Raw genomic sequence first — 19,275 nt, forward strand, 5'->3', positions numbered from 1 at the left:
GGACCGGGGGCGAGCGGGCGGGGCCGGCGGGGGTCAGCAGCTGGTGCGGTAGAAGTACTTGGCGAGCCTGGGGTTGTCGATGTCCTCCTGGGTGAGGGCGGCCATGGTGGTGGTGACCTCCTTGGTGACCGGTCGCCCCTCGAAGGCGGCGGCCAGCTGGTAGACGGCCTGGGTGCCGATCCCGGCCGGGTCCTGGGCGACCAGGACCTGGAGGGTGTCCGCCCCGAGCGCGGCGACCTGCTCCGGCCCGGCGTCGAACCCCACGACCTTGACGACGCGCTGCTTGCCGGCGAGCTTCAGGCCGGTGTTGATGCCCCGGGCGGTGATCGTGTCGCCGGCGAAGACGCCGCGCAGGTCGGGGTGGGCGGCCAGCACCGCCTGGACCTGGGCGGCCGCGGTGGCCGGGTGGTGACAACGTTTTCCTCTGGGCCGTCGACCCGGGCCGGGACCGGACGGTGCCTGCGGTCGGTGCTCCGTCGCCTCGGCGTTCCCGCCCCGCCCGGCGCAGGCTGGATGGAAGGCGTCCCGATCGGGCCGGCGGGAGGTGGTGGCGATGGCGGTGTCCACCGGCGGCGATTCCGGGCTGCCCGGCGCTGCCGCGGCAGCCGTACCGCCCGCGGTCCGCACCCTGGCCGAGGGGGTCCTGTCGCTCCGGCTCGCGGCGGGCCGCTCCGTGACGCTCCTGCTCGTGACCGGCACCCTGGACGCGCGCTGTGCCCCCGAGCTGCCGGAGGCGCTGGTCGCGGCCGCCGGGGACGGTCCGGGCGGCGGCCTGGCGCTCGACCTTCGCGGCGTCGAGGCCTGCGACACGGCGGGCGTGGCCGCGCTCGGGCGGGCCTGCGAGCACGCCCGCAAGGAGGGCTACGCGATCGGACTGGCGGCCTCCACCGCGGACCTGGACCGGCTGATGGTCCTCACCGACAGCCTGCACCTGGTGGCCGACCACCTCGACGCGGGCCCCGACCCGGTGGAGCAGTCGCCCGCCTGACCGCCACCCCGGCCGCCGAGGTCGACAGCGGAGGCCGTGTGCGGTGCCGCAGCCAGCCCGCCGGCCCACAGCGAACCGTCACGGTGGCGGTGGTGCCACCGTGACGGCGGGAAGGCAAGGCTCACTTGTCGAAGGTGAAGAAGACCTTGGTGAAGGTGCCGGCGATCGGTGCGGTCACGCTGTTGGTGGTGTCGCTGAGGCTGACGTTGGTGTAGGTGACGTCAACGAGCTCCTTGTCGGAGGCCTTCGGGTCGACGGCGGAGGCGGTGCTCGACCGGTCGCGCGGGAGGGATCTCATCACGGGGCTCCGCTACATGCTGTTCACGCGCTACGCCCGTTCGAGCCGTGGACAAGCCCCATCACGGACCCCAGCTGACGACTTTCCGTGATATCGGCTGGTCATCCGGGCGGTGTGGGCGTGGATCGGTGACCGATTGCGACGCCCGCCACCCCAGCAGGCCTGGTGGGGGTGGCGGGGGGCCGGTCAGTGGTGCACGGTCGGTGACGGCGCGGCGGCCACGGGGCGGCCGGCGCGGGGCGGCGCCGAACCGGCCTGCCGGTTGAGTTCGGCCAGGGTGCGGAGGGTGGGGAGGTCCTTGCTGGTGACCAGCAGGTCGGTGACGCCGCTGTCGCGGAAGGCCGCGAGGCGGCTCGCGAGGCGGTCGCGGGTGCCGATGAGCGAGATCTCGTGGGCGAACTCGTCCGGGACGCTGTCGATCGACTCGTCCGGGCGGCCCGCCAGGAAGAGCTCCTGGATCCTGGCCACCTCCGCGGCGAAGCCCATCCTGGCCATCAGGTTGGCGTGGAAGTTGGCGCCCTTCGCGCCCATGCCGCCGATGTAGAAGCTGATCATCGCCTTCACCTGGAAGAGTGCCGGCCCCGGGTCCTCGCAGAGCCGGGCGTAGACCATCGGCGCGATCCGGAAGCCCTCCGGCGCGCCGCGCAGCGAGTCGGCGTAGACCTCGCTGCGCTCCGGCGACCAGTACAGCGGGAGCCAGCCGTCGGCGGTGGCCGCGGTCTGGGCGATGTTCTTCGGGCCCTCGGCGCCCAGGAAGATCGGCAGGTCGCGGCGGAGCGGCTTGACCGCCGGGCGCAGCGGCTTGCCGAGGCCGGTGCCGTCGGGGCCGGGGTACGGCAGCCCGTAGTAGGAGCCCTCCAGAGTCAGCGGGCGGGCGCTGCCGAGCATGGCGCGGATCACCGCGACGTACTCCCGGCTGGCGGTCAGCGGGCTGCGCGGGAACGGGCGGCCGTACCAGCCCTCCACCACCTGCGGTCCGGAGAGGCCGAGGCCCAGCGTGAAGCGGCCGCCGGAGAGGTGATCGAGGGTCAGGGCGTGCATCGCGGTCGCCGCGGGTGCCCGGGCCGCCATCTGCGCGATCGCGGTGCCCAGTTCGATGGTGGAGGTGTGGGCGGCGATCCAGGTGAGCGGGGTGAAGGCGTCGGAGCCCCAGGCCTCCGAGGTCCACACCGAGTGGAACCCGATCCGCTCCGCCTCCTGGACCAGGGGGATCAGGTCCTGCGGCGGCTGCCTGGTCCAGTAGCCGACGGCCAGTCCGAGTCTCATCCGGGCTTCCTCTCCGGGACGGGGGGTGCGGGGCGGCCTTCCGGCGGCGGCCCAGCCCCTTTTCGGCCTTCGACGATAAGTGCGCCCGAGGGGCCGGCGCAATGGATTCGCGACAGTGGTTCAGGAATTCCGGGAAATGGATTCACCGCAGGATGTCGAGCGGATTCCGATAGTGATCCGATAGCGGCTCGATGGCGATCCGAAAGGTCGACGGGAAGAAAGCGAGAACGGGCCGGGAGGACTCTGTTCCATGATGGTTCGAGCCGGTGGGTGTGCGGGCGCCAGCCGTGACCGTGGTGCCGCCGGCCACTACGGCCTTTCGCTTCCTGATCGGATTGTGAGGGACTAGACAGTGGTGGAGAACCTGCCACTCGGGGTGTTGTCGGCCATCGGCTCGACTCCGCTCGTCGAGCTGCGAAGACTGGTGCCCGACGCACCTTTCCGCCTCTACGCGAAATTGGAGGGAATGAATCCCGGCGGCAGCATGAAGGACCGTGCCGCCTTCTCGATGCTGGGCGGGCTGATCGCCGACGGGACGATCGTGCCCGGCAAGTCGGTGGTCGTCGAGTCGAGTTCGGGGAACCTCGCGATCGGCCTCGCCCAGGTGTGCTGCTACTTCGGTGTGCGGCTGATCTGCGTGGTCGACCCGCGCACCACCGAGCAGAACGTGGCGATCCTCCGCGCGTACGGCGCCGAGGTCGACATGGTCACCGAGCCCGACCCGAAGTCCGGCGAGTACCTGCCCGAGCGGCTGCGCCGGGTGCGCCGGCTGGTGTCGCGGATCCCGCACGCCTACTGGCCCAACCAGTACGGCAACCTGCTCAACGCCCGGGCGCACGAGCGCACCATGGCGGAGATCGCCGAGGCGCTGTCCGGGCAGGTCGACTACCTGTTCGTCGCGACCAGTTCGTGCGGGACGCTGCGCGGCTGCGCCGACTACGTCCGGCGGGCCGGTCTCGGCACCCGGATCGTCGCGGTGGACGCGCAGGGCAGCGGCATCTTCACGGCGCCGTCCGGCAGCCGGCGGATCCCCGGCCACGGCGCCGCGATGCCGCCGGCGCTGCTGATCCCCGACCTCGCCGACGAGGTGGCCCTGATCGCCGACGCCGACTGCGTCCGCGGGTGCCGGCGGCTGGTCGCCAGCGAGGCCGTCCTCGCCGGGGGCTCGGCCGGGGCCGTGGTGGCGGCGCTGCTCGAACACCGGTTCAGGATCCCGGCCGGGGCGAACTGCGTGATGGTGCTGGCGGACCGCGGCGACCGCTACCTGGACACCGTCTACTGCGACTCCTGGGTGCGCGACCACCTCGGCCTGGACGCCGCGGACCTGGACGGATCCACCCTCGACGGGTTCCCCGCGCCGTCCCTGGCCGACCTGCCCGGGCCGCTGACCGCGCTCTGCGACCCGCTGGAGCACCTGCAGTCCGACTTCGACCACAAGGAGCCCGCACCATGCTGATCCTCGGCAGGAAGGACGTGGAGAGCGTCCTCGACGGCCGTGAGGACCTGGTCCTCGACCTGGTCCGGGACGCGTACCTGGTCCACGCCGACGGCGGCACCGCGCTGCCGCACTCGATCTTCCTCCGGTTCCCGGAGCCGGAGCACGAGCGCGACCGGATCATCGGCCTGCCCGCCTACCTCGGCGGCCGGCAGCCGGTCGCGGGCTTCAAGTGGGTCTCGTCCTTCCCGGGGAACATCGCCTCGGGCCTGGAGCGCGCCTCGGCGGTCATCGTGCTCAACTCGCTGGCCACCGGCCGCGCCGAGGCACTGCTGGACGGCACGGTGGTCTCCGCCCGCCGTACCGCGGCCAGTGCGGCGCTGGCCGCGCGCAAGCTGACCGCCGACGGGACGGCGTCCGGGGTCACCCTGTTCGGCTGCGGCGCGATCAACTTCGAGGTGCTGCGCTTCCTGGTGGCCGCGCTCCCGGAGCTGCGCGCGGTGACCCTGTTCGACCTGGACCCGGCGCGGGCCGAGGCGTTCGCCGAGCGGATCGCCGCGTCCTGGCCCGCGCTGACCGTGGACCGGGCCGCCGACCAGGACGCCGCGATGGCCGCCCAGCCGGTGGTCTCGCTGGCCACCACCGCGGCCCGGCCGCACCTGACCACGGACGCGGTCCGCCCCGGCGGGGTGGTGCTGCACCTGTCGCTGCGGGACCTCACCGCGGAGTCGGTACTGGCCGCCCGCAACGTGGTCGACGACACCGACCACGTCAGCCGCGAGGCCACCTCGATCCACCTCGCCGAGCAGCGGACCGGGGACCGGGCCTTCGTCCACGCCGAGATCGGCGAGCTGCTGCGCGAGCCCGGCCGCTCGGTGGACCCGGACCGGGTGACCGTCTACTCGCCGTTCGGCCTCGGGATCCTCGACCTCGCGCTCGCCGAGGCGGTCCGCGCCGAGGCCGCCAGGGCCGGGCTGGGCACCGCCGTCAGCGACTTCCAGGGCTGACCCGGCCGCCACCCCGCCGGGCCGACCGCCCGCGCCCCCGCAGGCCGTCCGCCCACCCACCCCGCCGGGCCGACCGTCCGTCACCACACGGTCGACCGCCACCACCCGACGGGCGCGCCCGCGCCCCTCGGGCGGTGGCCGGCCCGCACACCCCGAAACCTCTCGACGACATCCGAGGAGACACCCATGAGCAGCGACGAGACCACCCTCGACATCCGGCATCTGGTCGTGGTCAACCACGAGGAGCAGTACTCCGTCTGGCGGGCCGACCGCGACCTGCCGGCCGGCTGGCGCGCCGAGGGCTTCGCCGGCGGCCGCCAGGAGTGCCTGGCCCACATCGGCGAGATCTGGACCGACATGCGCCCGCTGAGCCTGCGCCTGCGCGACCAGGAGCGGGCCGCCGCCGAGGCCGCCGGCGAGGCGACCGAGGCCACCGTCGCCGGGTCCGCCGCCGTGGAAGCCGGAGCGGCGCGGTGACCACAGCCCCGCTCGACAGCGGCGGGCGGCCGGACCCCGGCACCGGCACCCCGCTCTCCTACGCCCAGCAACGGGTCTGGTTCCTCGACCAGCTGACCCCGGGCACCGTGGACTACGTCCTGCCGTACGCCCTGCGGCTGGCCGGCGTGCTCGACCTGCCGGCGCTGCGCCGGGCGCTGGCGGACCTGTTCGCCGCGCACGGCGCCCTGCGCACCCGCTACCCCGTCCTCGACGACGGGCAGCCCGTCCAGGTGGTGGACGACCGGGCGGAGCTCGCGCTGGAGGTCCTCGACCTGCGGGAGCTGCCCGAGGCCGAGCGCGAGGCGCGCGCCGAGCGGGAGATCGACGCGATCTTCGCCCGGCCCTTCGACCTCGCCACCGACCTGCCGGTGCGCGCGGCGCTGATCCGGCTCCGCGCGGACGAGCAGATCCTCGTCCTGACGATCCACCACATCTCCTTCGACCGCTGGTCCGAGGAGCGGTTCTTCGGCGCCCTCGACGCCGTCTACGGCGCCCACCGGGAGGGCCGGCCGGCCGTGCCGCCCGCGCCGCCGACCACCTACGCCGCCTACGCCGCCGCCCAGCGCCGCCGGGTCGACTCCGGCGAGCTGGACGGGCAACTCGCCTACTGGCGCGAGACCCTGGCCGAGCTGACGCCCACCGAGCTGCCCGCCGACCGGCCGCGCCCGGCCCGCCGGGACGCCCGCGGCGCCGCCGTCCGCGTCGCCCTGCCCGAGCGGACCGGCACCCGCCTGCTGGCCACCGCCCGCGCCTGCCGGGCCACCCCGTACGCGGTGCTGCTGGCCGCCCTCTCGGTGGTCCTCGGCCGCTGCACCGGGCAGGAGGACGTCGCCGTGGCGACCGCCGTCGCCGGCCGCCGCGACCCCGAACTGGAGGAACTGGTCGGCTTCTTCGTGAACACCGCGGTGATCCGGACCCGGGTGCGCCCCGGGCGGACCTTCCGCGAGCTGGTCGGCGCGGTGCGCAACTCCGCCTTCGAGGCGATCGCCAACCAGGACCTCCCGTTCGACCTGCTGGTGGAGCGGCTGCGCCCGGAGCGCGACCTCGGGCGGAACCCGCTGGCCCAGGTGCAGTTCCTGTACGAGGGCCTGTCCTCCGCCGAGACCCGGCTGGGCGACCTCGCCATGTCGACCGTCCGCCGCCCGCTCACCTCGGTCAAGTTCGACCTCACCGTCAAGGTCCAGCGGCAGCAGGACGGCGGCTTCGAGGCCGTCTTCGAGTACGCCACCGCCCTGTACGACCGGGCCACGATCGAGCGCCTCGCCCACCGCTACCTCGACGCGCTCGACCGGCTCGCCGGCGAGGACCGGGAGCTGACCCTCGACCGGTTCGAGCTGCTCACCGCCGAGGAGCGCGCCACCGCCCTGGCCGCCGGGCGCGGCCCGCGGGTCGACCTCGGCCCGGAGCTGCTGCCGGCCCTGGTGTCCGCCTCCGCCGCCGCGGACCCGGACGGCACCGCCGTCATCGGCACGGACGGCCGCGCCCTGACCCGGGCCGAGCTGGAGGCCCGCGCCAACCGGCTGGCCCACCACCTGACCGCCCTCGGCGTCACCCCGGGCGAGCCGGTCGCGGTCCTCCTGGACCGGGACGGCGCCCACGGCCCCGACCTGGTCGCCGCCCTGCTCGCCGTCTGGCGGGCCGGCGGCGCCTACCTCCCGGTCGACCCCGCCCAGCCGGCCGCCCGGACCGCGACCCTGCTCGCGGACTCCGCCGCCCGGATCGTGCTGACCCGCTCCGACCTGCGCGCCGCACTGCCCGCCGACCCGGCCCGGACCGAGGTCCTCCTCGACGAGGCCGACCTCGGCGGCCTGCCCGCCACCGCACCGGCCACCGCGCTCTCCGGCGACGACGTCGCGTACCTGATCTACACCTCGGGCTCCACCGGCACGCCCAAGGGCGTCCTGGTCACCCACGCCGGCATCCGCAACCGGGTGCTGTGGACGGTCCGCCGGCACGGCATCGGCCCCGCCGACCGGGTGCTGCAGAAGACCACCGCCACCTTCGACGCCTCGGTGTGGGAACTGGTCGCCCCGCTGGTCTGCGGCGGCACCGTGGTGCTGGCCCCCGCCGCGGCCCAGGCCGACCCGGCCGGACTGCTGCGCACCGCCGCCGCCCACCGGGTGACGATCCTCCAGTTCGTCCCCTCGGTACTGCGCGAGATCGCCGAACAGCCGGACCTGGCCGCCTGCGACGCGCTGCGCCTGGTGCTCTCCGCCGGCGAGCCGCTGCCCGCCGACCTCGCCCGCCAGGTCGCCGAGCGCACCGGCGCCGAGGTGTACAACACCTACGGGCCGACCGAGTGCTCGATCGACGCCACCGCCCACCGCTACCGCCGCGCCGAGGACACCGCGCCGGTGGTGCCCATCGGACGGCCGCTGGACAACGCCGAGGCACACGTCCTCGACGGCGACGGCCGGCCCGCGCCCGACGGCACCCCGGGCGAGCTCCACCTGGGCGGCGCCGGCCTGGCCCGCGGCTACCTGGGCCGCCCCGACCTGACCGCCGACCGCTTCGTCCCCGACCCCTTCGGCGCCCCGGGCGCACGCCTCTACCGGACCGGCGACCTGGTCCGCCGGCGCGCCGACGGCACCCTGGAGTTCCTCGGCCGCCTCGACCACCAGGTCAAGATCCGCGGCGTCCGGGTGGAACCCGGCGAGGTCGAGGCCGCGCTCACCGCCTGCCCCGGCGTGGCCGCCGCGGCCGTGGTCGCCTGGCCCGACCCGGAGAGCGGCGCCCGCCTGGTCGGCTACGTCGTCCCCACCGAGCCCGGCGCCACCGACCCCGCGCAGCTGCGCGACCGGCTCGCCCAGCGGCTGCCCAAGCAGTACGTGCCCTCGCTGATCGGCCTGGTCGACACCCTGCCGCGGACCAGCACCGGCAAGCTCGACCGCAACGCCCTGCCCGACCCGCTCGCCCTCGCCCTGGCCCAGCAGGGGCCTGCCGAGTCCGCCCCCGCCACCCCCGCCGAGGCGACCGTCGCAGCGCTCTGGGCCGAGCTGCTGGGACTGCCCGCCATCGGGGTCCACGACGACTTCTTCGCGCTGGGCGGCCACTCGCTGCTCGCCGCCCGGGCCGCGACCCGGATCCGCGAGGCCCTCGGGGTGGAACTGCCGCTCGGCTGGATCTTCGAGTCGCCGACCGTGGCCGCGCTCTGCACCCGGCTCGGCGAGGCGGCGCCCGCCGTCCCGGTGGAGCCGCTGCGCCCGGCCGGGCGGGTCGGGCCGCTGCCGCTGTCCGCCGCCCAGGAACGGCTGTGGCTGCACGACCAGCTGCACCCGCGCTCCGCCGACTACCTCGTCCCGCTCGCCTGGCGGCTGACCGGTCCGCTCGACCCGGACGCCCTCACCGGCGCGCTGCGGTCCCTGACGGCCCGCCACGAGATCCTGCGCACCCGCTACCTGGCCACCCCGGACGGCCCGCGGCAGCTCCCCGACCCGGCCGGCGACCCGGCCGTGGAGCTGCTGGACCTCACCGGCCTCCCGGCCGGGGAACGGGAGGCGGCCGCCCGGGCGGAGCTCGCCGACCACGCCCGGCGCGGATTCGACCTGGCCGCCGAGCACCCGCTCCGGGCCACCCTGGCCCGACTGGCCGAGGACGACCACGTCCTGCTGCTGACCCTGCACCACATCGCCTGCGACGGCCGGTCACTGGCGCTGATCGGCGCCGAACTGGACGCCGCCTACACCGCCCTGGCCGCCGGCCGGGCCGTGGACACCACCGCCCCCGCACTGCAGTACGCCGACTGGGCGCAGTGGCACCGTGAGCGGATCGGCGGCGGCCTCGGCGCGGAGCAGGCCGGCCGCTGGGCACGGGCCCTGGCCGGGGTGCCGGCCCTGGAGCTGCCCACCGACCGGCCCCGCCCGGCGGTCCGCGACGGGCAGGGCGCGGACCACGTCTTCCCGGTCCCCGCCGTCACCGTCCGGGCCCTGGCCGCGTACGGCCGCAGCCGGGGCGCCACCCCCTTCATGTCCCTGCTCGCCGGCTACCTGGCCTTCCTGCACCGCTACGGCGGCCAGGAGGACTTCGCCGTCGGCACCCCCGTCGCCGGTCGCGACGCCGAGCAGGCCCACACGATGCTCGGCAGTTTCGTCAACACCCTGGCCCTGCGCGCCGACCTGTCCGGCGAACCCACCTTCGCCGAGCTGCTTGAGCGCGTCCGTAGCCGCGCCCTGGGCGCCTTCGCCGACCAGGACTGCCCGTTCGACCTGGTGGTGGCCGAGCTGCGCCCGGAGCGGGACGCGTCCCGGACACCGGTCTTCCAGACCATGTTCCAGACCTTCGAGGACGCGGAAGGCGCCCTCGCCCTCGGCACCCTGGAGGTCCGGCCGTTCCCGGTGGCCGCCGCGCCCGCGCTCACCGACCTCTCGCTGGTGCTGCGCGCCCGCCCGGGCGGCGACTGGCAGGGCGAGTTCGAGTACGCCACCGCCCTGTTCGACGCCGCCACCGTGGCCCGGATGGCCGACCACCTGGTCCGCCTGCTCGACGCGCTGGCCGCCGAGCCGGACCGCCCCATCGCCGCGCACCCCCTGCTCACCGAGGAGGAGGCCGTCCGGCAGGGCGACTTCGGACGCGGCCGGGCCGACCGCCGGCCCATGCACGAGGTCGTCGCCGCGCAGACCCGGGCCACGCCGGACGCCCCGGCCGTGATCTCGCCCGACGGTGAGCTCAGCTACGCCCGACTCGACGCCGAGGCCGAGCAGCTGGCCGCCCGGCTGCGCGCCGCCGGGATCGGCCCGGGCACCGTGGTCGCCAGCGCCATGCCCCGCGACCACCGCCTGGTGGTGGCCTGGCTCGGCATCCTCAAGGCGGGCGGCTGCTACCTGCCGGTGGACCCCGCCGACCCGGCCGAACGGCTGGCCGGCCTGCTCGCCGAGAGCCGGGCCGGTGCGGTGGTCACCGTGGCGGCCACCCGGCCCGTGCTGCCGGCCGGCCCGGTGCCCGTCCTGCACCTGGACGAGCCCGGGGCCCCCGTCGGCACCCTGCCCGGGCCCGACCCGGTCTCCCCGCGCGACCTGGCCTACCTGATCTACACCTCCGGATCGACCGGACGGCCCAAGGGCGTCATGGTCGAGCACCGCAGCTACGTGGAGCACTGCCACGTGATGGCGCAGGCGTACCGGCTCGGTCCCGGCGCCCGGTTCGCGCTGATGGCCGCGGTGAGCTTCGACGCCTCCATGGACCAGATCGCGGCCCCGCTCACCGCGGGCGGCGCGGTGGTGGTGCTCGACCCACGGGCCGTCTCACCCGACGAGCTGCTGGGGCAGATCGACCGGCTCGGCGTGACCGTCCTCGACGTCACCCCGGTCTACTACCGGGAGCTGGTCGAGCGGCTGGAGCCCGGCGACCGCCGGCTGGAACGCCTGGCGCTGATGAGCGTCGGCGGCGACGTGGTGACCGCGCTCGACGCCCGCCGCTGGGAGCGCACCGGCCTGCCCGGGGCGTTCGCCTGCACCTACGGGCCCACCGAGGCGACCGTCGCCTGCACCATGCACACGGCGGGACCGGACGCCGACGCCCGGCAGGACGCCGCCGCGCTGCCCATCGGCCGTCCCCTGTGCGGCACCGTGGCCCGGGTGCTGGACGCCCGGCTGCAGCCGGTGCCGCCCGGGGTGGTCGGCGAGCTGCTGATCGGCGGCAGCCGGGTCGCCCGCGGCTACCTCGGCCGCCCCGACCTGACCGCCGACCGCTTCGTCCCCGACCCCTTCGCCACCGAGCCCGGCGCCCGGCTCTACCGGACCGGCGACCTGGTCCGGGCCCGCGCCGACGGGGTGATCGAGTTCGTCGGCCGCGCCGACCGCCAGGTCAAGATCCGCGGCTACCGGATCGAGCCCGGCGAGATCGAGGCCGTGCTCGCCGCCCACCCGGACGTGGCCGGCGCCGCCGTCGAGCCCTGCGAACTGCGGGCCGGCGACCGGGCCCTGGCCGCCTACCTGGTGCTGCGCACCGGCGGCTCGGCGGACCGGGTCCGCGAGGACCTGCGCGCCGCGCTGCCCGCGCACCTGGTCCCGGCGGTGTTCGTCCCGCTGGACGCCCTGCCCGTCACCCGCAACGGCAAGCTCGACCGCAAGGCCCTGCCCGCCCCCGACCTGGACCGGCTGCAGGCCGAACGGCCGTACACGGCCCCGCGCGACGCGGTGGAGGAACGTCTGTGCGCGCTGTGGCAGCAGGTCCTGGGAGTGGAACGGGTCGGCGTCGAGGACGAGTTCTTCCTCGACCTCGGCGGCCACTCGCTGCTCGCCACCCGGCTGCGGCTGCTGGTCGAGGACGCCTTCGGCATCACGCTGACGCTGCGTCAGTTCTTTGAGCACACCACCGCCGGGGCCCAGGCCCGGCTGGTCCGCGAGGCCGTCGAAGCGGCGGTCGAAGCACTGTCGGACGAGGAGCTGGAAGCGCTCCTCGCGCAGGAGGAGGGGCTGCTGTGACCGATCAGATCCTGAGTGACCAGGGCATCGCGCCCCCGCGCCGCGACCGGGAGGCACTGCGCCGGGCGCTGCTCGCCCGGCGCCTGTCCGGGGGATCCGGAGCCGCACCGGGCGCCGCGCCCGCGACCGAGCGGATACCGCTGCTGCCGCGCGAGGCGGGGCTGCCGCTCTCCCCGGCCCAGCAGCGCATCTGGCTCACCGAGCAGCTCGGCACCGGCGGCGCCGCCTACCTGGTGCCGGTCGCGCTGCGGCTGCACGGAGCACTCGACCACGGCGCCCTGGAGCGGGCCCTGACCGAGATCACCGCCCGGCACGAGGTGCTGCGCACCCGCTACCTGCCCGGCGACGGCAGCGGCGTCCAGGCGATCGACCCGCCGCGCCCGCTCGTCCCCGCCCGGGCCGACCTCACCGGCCACCCCGAGGCCGAGCGCGCCCAGCGGCTCGCCGACCTGGTGGCCGAGGAGGGCCGGCGCGGCTTCGACCTGTCCGCCGACCACCCCGTCCGCGCCCTGCTGGTGGCCCTCGGCGCCCAGGAGCACCTGCTGCTGCTGACCGTCCACCACATCGCCTTCGACGGCTGGTCCGCCGAGGTCCTCGTCACCGAACTGACCACGCTGTACGGCGCGTTCAGCACCGGCCAGCCGTCGCCGCTGCCGCCGCTCACCGCCCAGTACGCCGACGTGGCCGCCTGGCAGACCGGGCGGCTGGACACCCCCGACGGCCGGGCCCAACTGGCGTACTGGGCCCGGAGACTGGCCGGCCTCGCCCCGCTCCAGCTGCCCACCGACCGCCCGCACCCCGCCGAGTGGGACTCCACCGGCGCCGCCGTCGACCTCGACCTGCCCGCCGACCTCGGCCGGCGGCTCGTCGAGCTGGGCCGCCGGCACGGCGCCACCCCCTTCATGACCGTCCTGGCCGGCGTGCAGGCGCTGCTGTCCCGCATGAGCGGCCAGCCGGACGTGGCCGTCGGCACCCCGGTGGCCGGGCGCACCGTCCCCGCCTCCGAGCCGCTGATCGGCCTGTTCGCCAACACCCTGGTCCTGCGCGCCGACACCTCCGAGGACCCCGGCTTCGGCCGACTGCTGGAACAGGCCCGCGAGGAGGCGCTCGCCGCCTACGCCCACGCCGACACCCCCTTCGACCTGCTGGTGAAGGAGCTCCGGCCGGACCGCGACCTGTCCCGCAACCCGCTGTTCCAGGTCAGCCTCACCGTCGAGGCCGCCACCGCGCCCACCCCGGCCGAGGGCGCCCTCACCTTCGCCCCGGAGCCGGTCGGCTGGGCCCCGGCCAAGTTCGACCTGGCGTTCGCCCTCCAGCAGCGCCCCGACGGCTCCTTCGACGGCCAACTCGGCTACGCCACCGCCCTGTTCGACCGTGCCACCGCCGAGCGCACGGCCGGCCGGCTGGTCCGGCTGCTGCGCGCCGCCTGCGACGCGCCCGACGAGCCGATCAGCGGCCTGGACCTGCGCACCCCCGACGAGCGCGACACCCGCCCCGCCCCACCGGCGGCCGGGGACCCGCAGCCGGCCCCGATCCACGAACTGATCAGCCGCCAGGCCGCCCTCCGCCCCGACGCCGAGGCCCTGACCTGCGGCGAGGAGCACACCGGCTACCGCGACCTGGAGACCGCGGCCAACCGGCTCGCCCACGCCCTGCGCGCCCGCGGCGCCGGCCCCGGCACCCTGGTCGGCGTCCACCTGCGGCGCGGCGGCGCCCTGGTCACCGCCCTGCTCGGCGTCCTCAAGGCGGGCGCCGCCTACCTGCCGCTCGACCCGGACGCCCCGCAGGACCGGCTGGCCTTCATGACCGAGGACGCCGGGGTGCGGATCCTGCTCACCGAGTCCGGCGCCGGAACCATCGAGGGCGCCCCCGCCGACCTCGCCGTCCTCACCCTGGACGACCCCGCCACCGCAGCCGAACTCGCCACCCGACCCACCGAACCGCCGGCCACCGGGGTGACCGCCGAGGACCTCGCGTACGTCATCTACACCTCCGGCTCGACCGGCCGCCCCAAGGGCGTCACGGTCACCCACCGCAACGTCGCCCGGCTGTTCACCACCACCCGGCCGGGCTTCCGCTTCGGACCCGAGGACGTGTGGACCTTCTTCCACTCCTACGCCTTCGACTTCTCGGTCTGGGAGATCTGGGGCGCCCTGGTCCACGGCGGCCGCCTGGTCGTCGTCCCCTTCGAGGTCTCCCGCTCCCCGCAGGACCTGCTGGAGCTGCTCGCCCACGAGCGGGTCACCGTGCTCAACCAGACCCCCTCCGCCTTCACCGGCCTGGTCTCCGCCGTCGGCGCCGACCCCGCGGCCGCCGGACGGCTCGCCCTGCGCACCGTGGTCTTCGGCGGCGAGGCCCTCGACCCCGGCACCCTGGCCCCCTGGTTCGACCGGTTCGGCGACCGGCTGCCGCAGCTGGTCAACATGTACGGGATCACCGAGGCCACCGTGCACGTCACCCACCGGCCGATGACCGCCGCCGACCTCGCCGCCGGCGCCCGCAGCCCGATCGGCGGCCCCATCCCCGACCTGCGCTTCCACCTGCTCGACTCGGCGATGAACCCCGTCCCGGTCGGCGTGCCCGGCGAGATCTTCGTCGGCGGCCCCGGCGTCGCCCGCGGCTACCTCAACCGCCCCGGACTCACCGCCGAGCGCTTCGTCCCCGACCCCTTCACCACCGAACCGGGCGCCCGCCTCTACCGCGCCGGCGACCGCGCCCGCCTCCGCCCCGACGGCGAGGTCGAGTTCCTCGGCCGGATCGACGGCCAGGTCAAGATCCGCGGCTTCCGGATCGAACTCGGCGAGATCGAGACCGCGCTCGCCGCCGACCCGCGGGTCGACGCCGCCGTGGTCGCCGTCCGCGAGACCCCCGGCGGGGACCGGCAACTGGTCGGCTACCTGGTCCCGGCCGGCGGAGGCGACCTCGACCTCGGCCGGCTGCGCACCGCCCTCGGCCGCCGCCTGCCCTCGTACATGGTCCCGGCCGCCTTCGTCCGCCTCGACGCCCTGCCGCTGACCGTCAACGGCAAGGTGGACCGGCGCGCCCTGCCCGACCCCGCCGCCGACCGGCTGCTCGCCGGACGGGAGTACGTCCTGCCGCGCACCCCCGTCGAGAGCGAACTCGCCGAGGTCTGGGGCGAGGTCCTGGAACTCGGCCACGTCGGCGTGATCGACAACTTCTTCGACCTCGGCGGCGACTCCATCCGCGCGGTCCGCGTGGTCGGCCGGCTGCGCGAGCGCGGCTACCGGGTGACCGTACAGGACCTGTTCCGCCGCCAGACCGTCGCCGAACTGGCCGCACCGCTGCGCGCCGCCGAACCGGCCGGCACCGCCCGTACCGAACCCTTCGCCCTGCTGACCCCCGAGGACCGGGCCGCCCTCCCGGACGGCCTCGCCGACGCCTACCCGCTCTCCGAGGTACAGGGCGGCATGGTCTACGAACTGCTCGCCGACACCGAGCGGCTGCTCTACCACAACGTCACCGGCTACCTGGTCCGCGACGACGCCCCCTTCGACCCCGAGGCGCTGCGCACCGCCGTCGACACCGTCACCGCCCGGCACGAACTGCTCCGCACCTCCTTCGCCCTCGCCCACTCCGAGCCGCTCCAACTGGTCCACCGGATGGCCCAGGTGGAGATCCGCAGGATCGACCTGCGCCACCTCACCGCCGAGCAGCGGGAGCGGGCGCTGCACGAGGCGATCCGCGCCGAGCGCGCCGAACCCTTCGACCTCGCCGACAGCGGCCCGCTGTGGCGGCTCACCGCGGTGCTGGAGGAGGAACACCGCTGGCGGCTGCTGTTCACCGAGAACCACGCCATCCTGGACGGCTGGAGCCACAACTCCCTGCTCACCGAGCTGCTGCGGCGCTACCGGGACGCCCGCGAGGGCCGCCCGCAGACCGACACCGCACCGCCCGCCGTCCGCTTCGCCGACGCCGTCGCCCTGGAGCGCGCCGCCGTCGCCGACCCGGAGCACGCCGCCTTCTGGGCCGGCCGGGTGGAACGCGGCGAGGTGTTCACCCTGCCCGAGACCTGGGGCGACGCGGAGGCCACCGACGGCGGCCACGAACTCCGCGTCCCCTTCGCCGAGCTCATCCCCGCCCTCCAGGCCCTGGGCCGCGCCGCCGGAGCCCCGCTGAAGAGCGTGCTGCTGGCCGCGCACCTGACCGTGCTCTCCCGGCTCACCGACGAGGGCGCCTTCCTGTCCGGCCTGGTCACCAACGGCCGCCCCGAGGAGCGCGACGGCGACCTGCTGCTCGGCATGCACCTCAACATCGTGCCGCTGCTCTCGCCCCCGCCCGCCGCCACCTGGCGCGAGCTGGTCGCGGCGGTCTTCGCCGAGGAGGTGGCGCTGCTGCCGTACCGCCGCTACCCGCTGGCGGCCGTCCGGCGCGGCGCCCGGACCTCCGTCCCGCCGCTGGAGGTGATGTTCAACTACCTCAACTTCCACGTCCTGGACGAGGACCTGCTGGACAGCGACGCCAGCATCGACGACAGCCCCAACGAGTTCCCGCTCGCCGTCAGCACCGAGTGGGGCCGGCTGGTGCTGACCTTCGACACCCGCCGGGTGTCCCGCGAACGCGGTGCGCTGCTGGCCGCGATGTACGCCGAGGTGCTGGCCGCCATGGCCGCCGACACCGAGGGCGACCCCGGCCTGCTGCCGCTGCCCGCCGCCGAGCACACCGCCGCCCTGGCCGACCGCCCCGTCATGGCCGGCCGGCCGGTTCCGGTCCGCACCCTCGGCGAGCTGGTCGAGGAGTGGATCCGCGCCACCCCCGGGGCCACCGCGCTGGTGTACGGCGAGCAGACCCTCAGCTACGCCGCGCTGGGGGAGCGGGCCGCCGAACTCGCCGGACGGCTGGCCGAAGCCGGCGTGGGCCGCGGCGACCGGGTCGCGGTCTGCCTGCCGCGCGGCATCGAGGGCATCACCGCGATGCTCGCCGTCTCCCGGGTCGGCGCCGCGTTCGTCCCGCTCGACCCGGCCCACCCGCAGGACCGCCTGGCCTACGTCCTGGGCGACGCCGACGTGGCCGCCGCCGTCACCACCCCCGAGACCGCCGCCCGGCTCGGCATCCCGCCGGAGCGCACCGTCCTGCCGGGCGACCTGGGACACGCCCCCGCCCCCGCGGTCCGCCCGCACGAGGGCGACACCGCGTACGTCATCTACACCTCCGGATCCACCGGCCGCCCCAAGGGCGTGGTGATCGAGCACCGCGGCCTGCACAACCTGGTGCACGCCCACGCCGAACTCCTCGGCGTCCGGCCCGGCGACCGGGTGCTCCAGTTCTGCAGCACCATCTTCGACGTCTCCGTCCTGGAGATCCTCACCACCCTCGGCAGCGGCGCCACCCTGGTCCTCGCCCCGGCCGCCGAACTGCTGCCCGGCGAGCCGCTGGCCGAACTGATCCGCCGCCAGCAGGTTGACCACCTCATCACCGTGCCCTCCTCGCTGGCACTCCTCTCACCCGAGACCTGCCCCCTGCGGACGGTCAGCGTCATCGGCGAGGAGTGCTCCCTGGCCCTCGCCTCCCGCTGGGCCCCGCACAGCCGCTTCTTCAACCTGTACGGCCCCACCGAGTACACCGTGGTGACCTCCGGCGAGGAGATCCTCGCCGACCGGACCGAACGCCCCACCATCGGCCGGCCGCTGCCGGAGACCCGCGCCATCGTGCTCGACTCCGACCTGCGGCCCGTCCCGGTCGGCGCACCCGGCGAGCTGTGCATCGGCGGCATCGGCATCGGCCGCGGCTACCTCGGCCGCCCCGACCTGACCGCCGACCGCTTCGTCCCCGACCCGTACGCCACCGAGCCCGGCGCCCGGCTCTACCGCACCGGCGACCGGGCCCGGCTTCTCGCCGACGGCCGGATCGACTACCTCGGCCGGTTCGACTTCCAGGTCAAGATCCGCGGCTTCCGGATCGAACTGGGCGAGATCGAGGCGGTGCTGCACCGGCACCCCGACCTCAAGCACGCCGTGGTGGTGGCCCGCCACGACGGCGGCGAGCCGCGGGTGGTCGCCTACCTCGTCCCCGACACCCGCACGCCCGAGGACGGCGAACTCATCGCCCACCTGCGCGAACGCCTGCCGGAGTACATGGTGCCCGCGCACTTCGTCACACTCGACGACCTGCCCACCACCGCCTCCGGCAAGGTCGACCGCAAGGCCCTGCCCGCCCCCGACCCGCGCGCCGCCGCCACCGCCGCCACCGCCCCGCGCACCCCGCTGGAGCGGCGGATCGCCGAGATCTTCGCCGAGGTGCTGGGCCTCGCGTCGATCGGCGTGGACGACGACTTCTTCCGGGTCGGCGGCCACTCCCTGCTGGCGATGCGCGTCGTCGCCAAGCTGCGCGCCGCGGCCGGCATCGAGATCGACATGCGCGCCATGCAGCGCCACCGCACGGTCGCCGCCCTCGCCGCCGCCCTGGACACGCCCGCCGGCACCGCCGACGACCGGGACGGCCGCCCGGACGACCTGGTGATGCTCCGCCAGGACGGCCCGCAGCAACCGGTCTTCGCCGTGCACCCCGGCGGCGGCAGCGTCCACTGGTTCCGCGACCTGGCCCACGCCCTCGCCGAGGGCCGGCCCGTCGCCGCCTTCGAACACCCCGGCCTCGCCGACGCCGCCCTCGCCGCGGCCGACGTCGACACCCTGGCCGGCCGCTACCTCGCCCAGCTGCGCCACCACCAGCCCACCGGCCCGTACCGGCTGCTCGGCTGGTGCGCCGGAGCCCCGATCGCCTGGGAGATGGCCCGCCGCCTCGGCGAGCAGGGCGAGCGCACCCACCTGGTGCTGCTCGACCCGATCGCCGACACCCTCGACGGCGACCCCGTCCCCGACGGCCTGGAGCTCTTCGACCGGGCCACCGCCGTCCTCGCCGAGCTGCGCCGCACCCCGGACGGCGGGGCGGCCGCCGAACTGCGCCGCCGCGCGGTCCCGCTGCTCCAGTACATCGTCGACGACGGCGGCCTGGTGATCACCGAGGAGAACGTGGACGACGGCTACCTGGAGCGGGTGGAGATCTGGCGTGCCCTGCGCGCCGCCACCCTCGGCCACCGCTACCGGCCCGCCGACCTCGCCCTCGACCTGGTCGCCGGCGACGAACTCGCCGAAGCGGCCCACCAGGCGATCGGCGGCCTCGGCTACCCCGAGTACCTGGGCCGCTGGGAACGGCTGGCCGGCGGCGGCCTTCGGGTGCACCGCGTCCCCGGCAGCCACCTCGGCGTCCTGCAGCCCCCCTACCTCGGCCGCCTGGCGGCGACGCTCGACGACATCTGGCACCACGGCGACACCCCGCACCCCGGCACGGACGACATCCGGCACGGCGGCGACGACACCCGGCACGGCGAGAAGGAGAACTGAGCG

Annotated in this window: 9 protein-coding genes; 6 read left to right on the forward strand and 3 right to left on the reverse strand. The window is 75.6% G+C overall.

Annotated features, from left to right (window positions below; all coding sequences use genetic code 11):
- Nucleotides 1-33: 33 nt before the first annotated feature.
- Nucleotides 34-627, reverse strand: coding sequence for a substrate-binding domain-containing protein (locus ABWK59_RS32040; protein WP_354644164.1), 594 nt, complete (start codon nt 625-627; stop codon nt 34-36).
- Here ABWK59_RS32040 and ABWK59_RS32045 point away from each other — a divergent pair.
- Nucleotides 554-988, forward strand: coding sequence for an STAS domain-containing protein (locus tag ABWK59_RS32045; protein WP_354644165.1), 435 nt, complete (start codon nt 554-556; stop codon nt 986-988). The two genes, ABWK59_RS32040 and ABWK59_RS32045, sit on opposite strands and share 74 nt — an antisense overlap.
- Before the next feature lie 121 nt (nt 989-1,109).
- Here the strand turns inward: ABWK59_RS32045 and ABWK59_RS32050 are convergent, their stop codons facing one another.
- Both ABWK59_RS32050 and ABWK59_RS32055 read right to left on the reverse strand, forming a co-directional pair.
- The gene (locus ABWK59_RS32050; protein WP_354644166.1) at nt 1,110-1,286 is read right to left on the reverse strand and encodes a hypothetical protein; all 177 of its coding nucleotides are present in this window, start codon (nt 1,284-1,286) and stop codon (nt 1,110-1,112) included.
- Between the two features lie 186 nt (nt 1,287-1,472).
- Nucleotides 1,473-2,552 (reverse strand): LLM class F420-dependent oxidoreductase, encoded by a 1,080-nt coding sequence (locus ABWK59_RS32055; protein ID WP_354644167.1) that lies wholly within the window; start codon nt 2,550-2,552, stop codon nt 1,473-1,475.
- 376 nt (nt 2,553-2,928) lie between these two features.
- Between ABWK59_RS32055 and sbnA the strand changes: the two genes are divergently transcribed.
- The 5 genes from sbnA (at nt 2,929) to ABWK59_RS32080 (ending at nt 19,272) form a co-directional block, all read left to right on the forward strand.
- A complete protein-coding gene (gene sbnA / locus ABWK59_RS32060; protein WP_354645170.1) occupies nt 2,929-4,008 on the forward strand; it encodes a 2,3-diaminopropionate biosynthesis protein SbnA in 1,080 nt (359 codons plus the stop codon).
- The gene (sbnB, locus tag ABWK59_RS32065; protein WP_354644168.1) at nt 4,002-4,994 is read left to right on the forward strand and encodes a 2,3-diaminopropionate biosynthesis protein SbnB; all 993 of its coding nucleotides are present in this window, start codon (nt 4,002-4,004) and stop codon (nt 4,992-4,994) included. Before sbnA ends, sbnB begins: the two co-directional genes overlap by 7 nt.
- Nucleotides 4,995-5,180: 186 nt before the next feature.
- A complete protein-coding gene (locus ABWK59_RS32070; protein WP_354644169.1) occupies nt 5,181-5,471 on the forward strand; it encodes an MbtH family protein in 291 nt (96 codons plus the stop codon).
- Nucleotides 5,468-11,914 carry an amino acid adenylation domain-containing protein gene (locus ABWK59_RS32075; RefSeq protein ID WP_354644170.1) on the forward strand — a complete coding sequence of 2,149 codons (6,447 nt, stop codon included), beginning with the start codon at nt 5,468-5,470 and terminating at the stop codon, nt 11,912-11,914. The genes ABWK59_RS32070 and ABWK59_RS32075 overlap by 4 nt, the downstream gene beginning before the upstream one ends.
- A complete protein-coding gene (locus tag ABWK59_RS32080; RefSeq protein ID WP_354644171.1) occupies nt 11,911-19,272 on the forward strand; it encodes an amino acid adenylation domain-containing protein in 7,362 nt (2,453 codons plus the stop codon). The genes ABWK59_RS32075 and ABWK59_RS32080 overlap by 4 nt, the downstream gene beginning before the upstream one ends.
- Nucleotides 19,273-19,275: the final 3 nt, after the last annotated feature.

The sequence above is a fragment of the Kitasatospora sp. HUAS MG31 genome (genome assembly GCF_040571325.1).
Classification (GTDB): Bacteria; Actinomycetota; Actinomycetes; order Streptomycetales; family Streptomycetaceae; genus Kitasatospora; species Kitasatospora camelliae.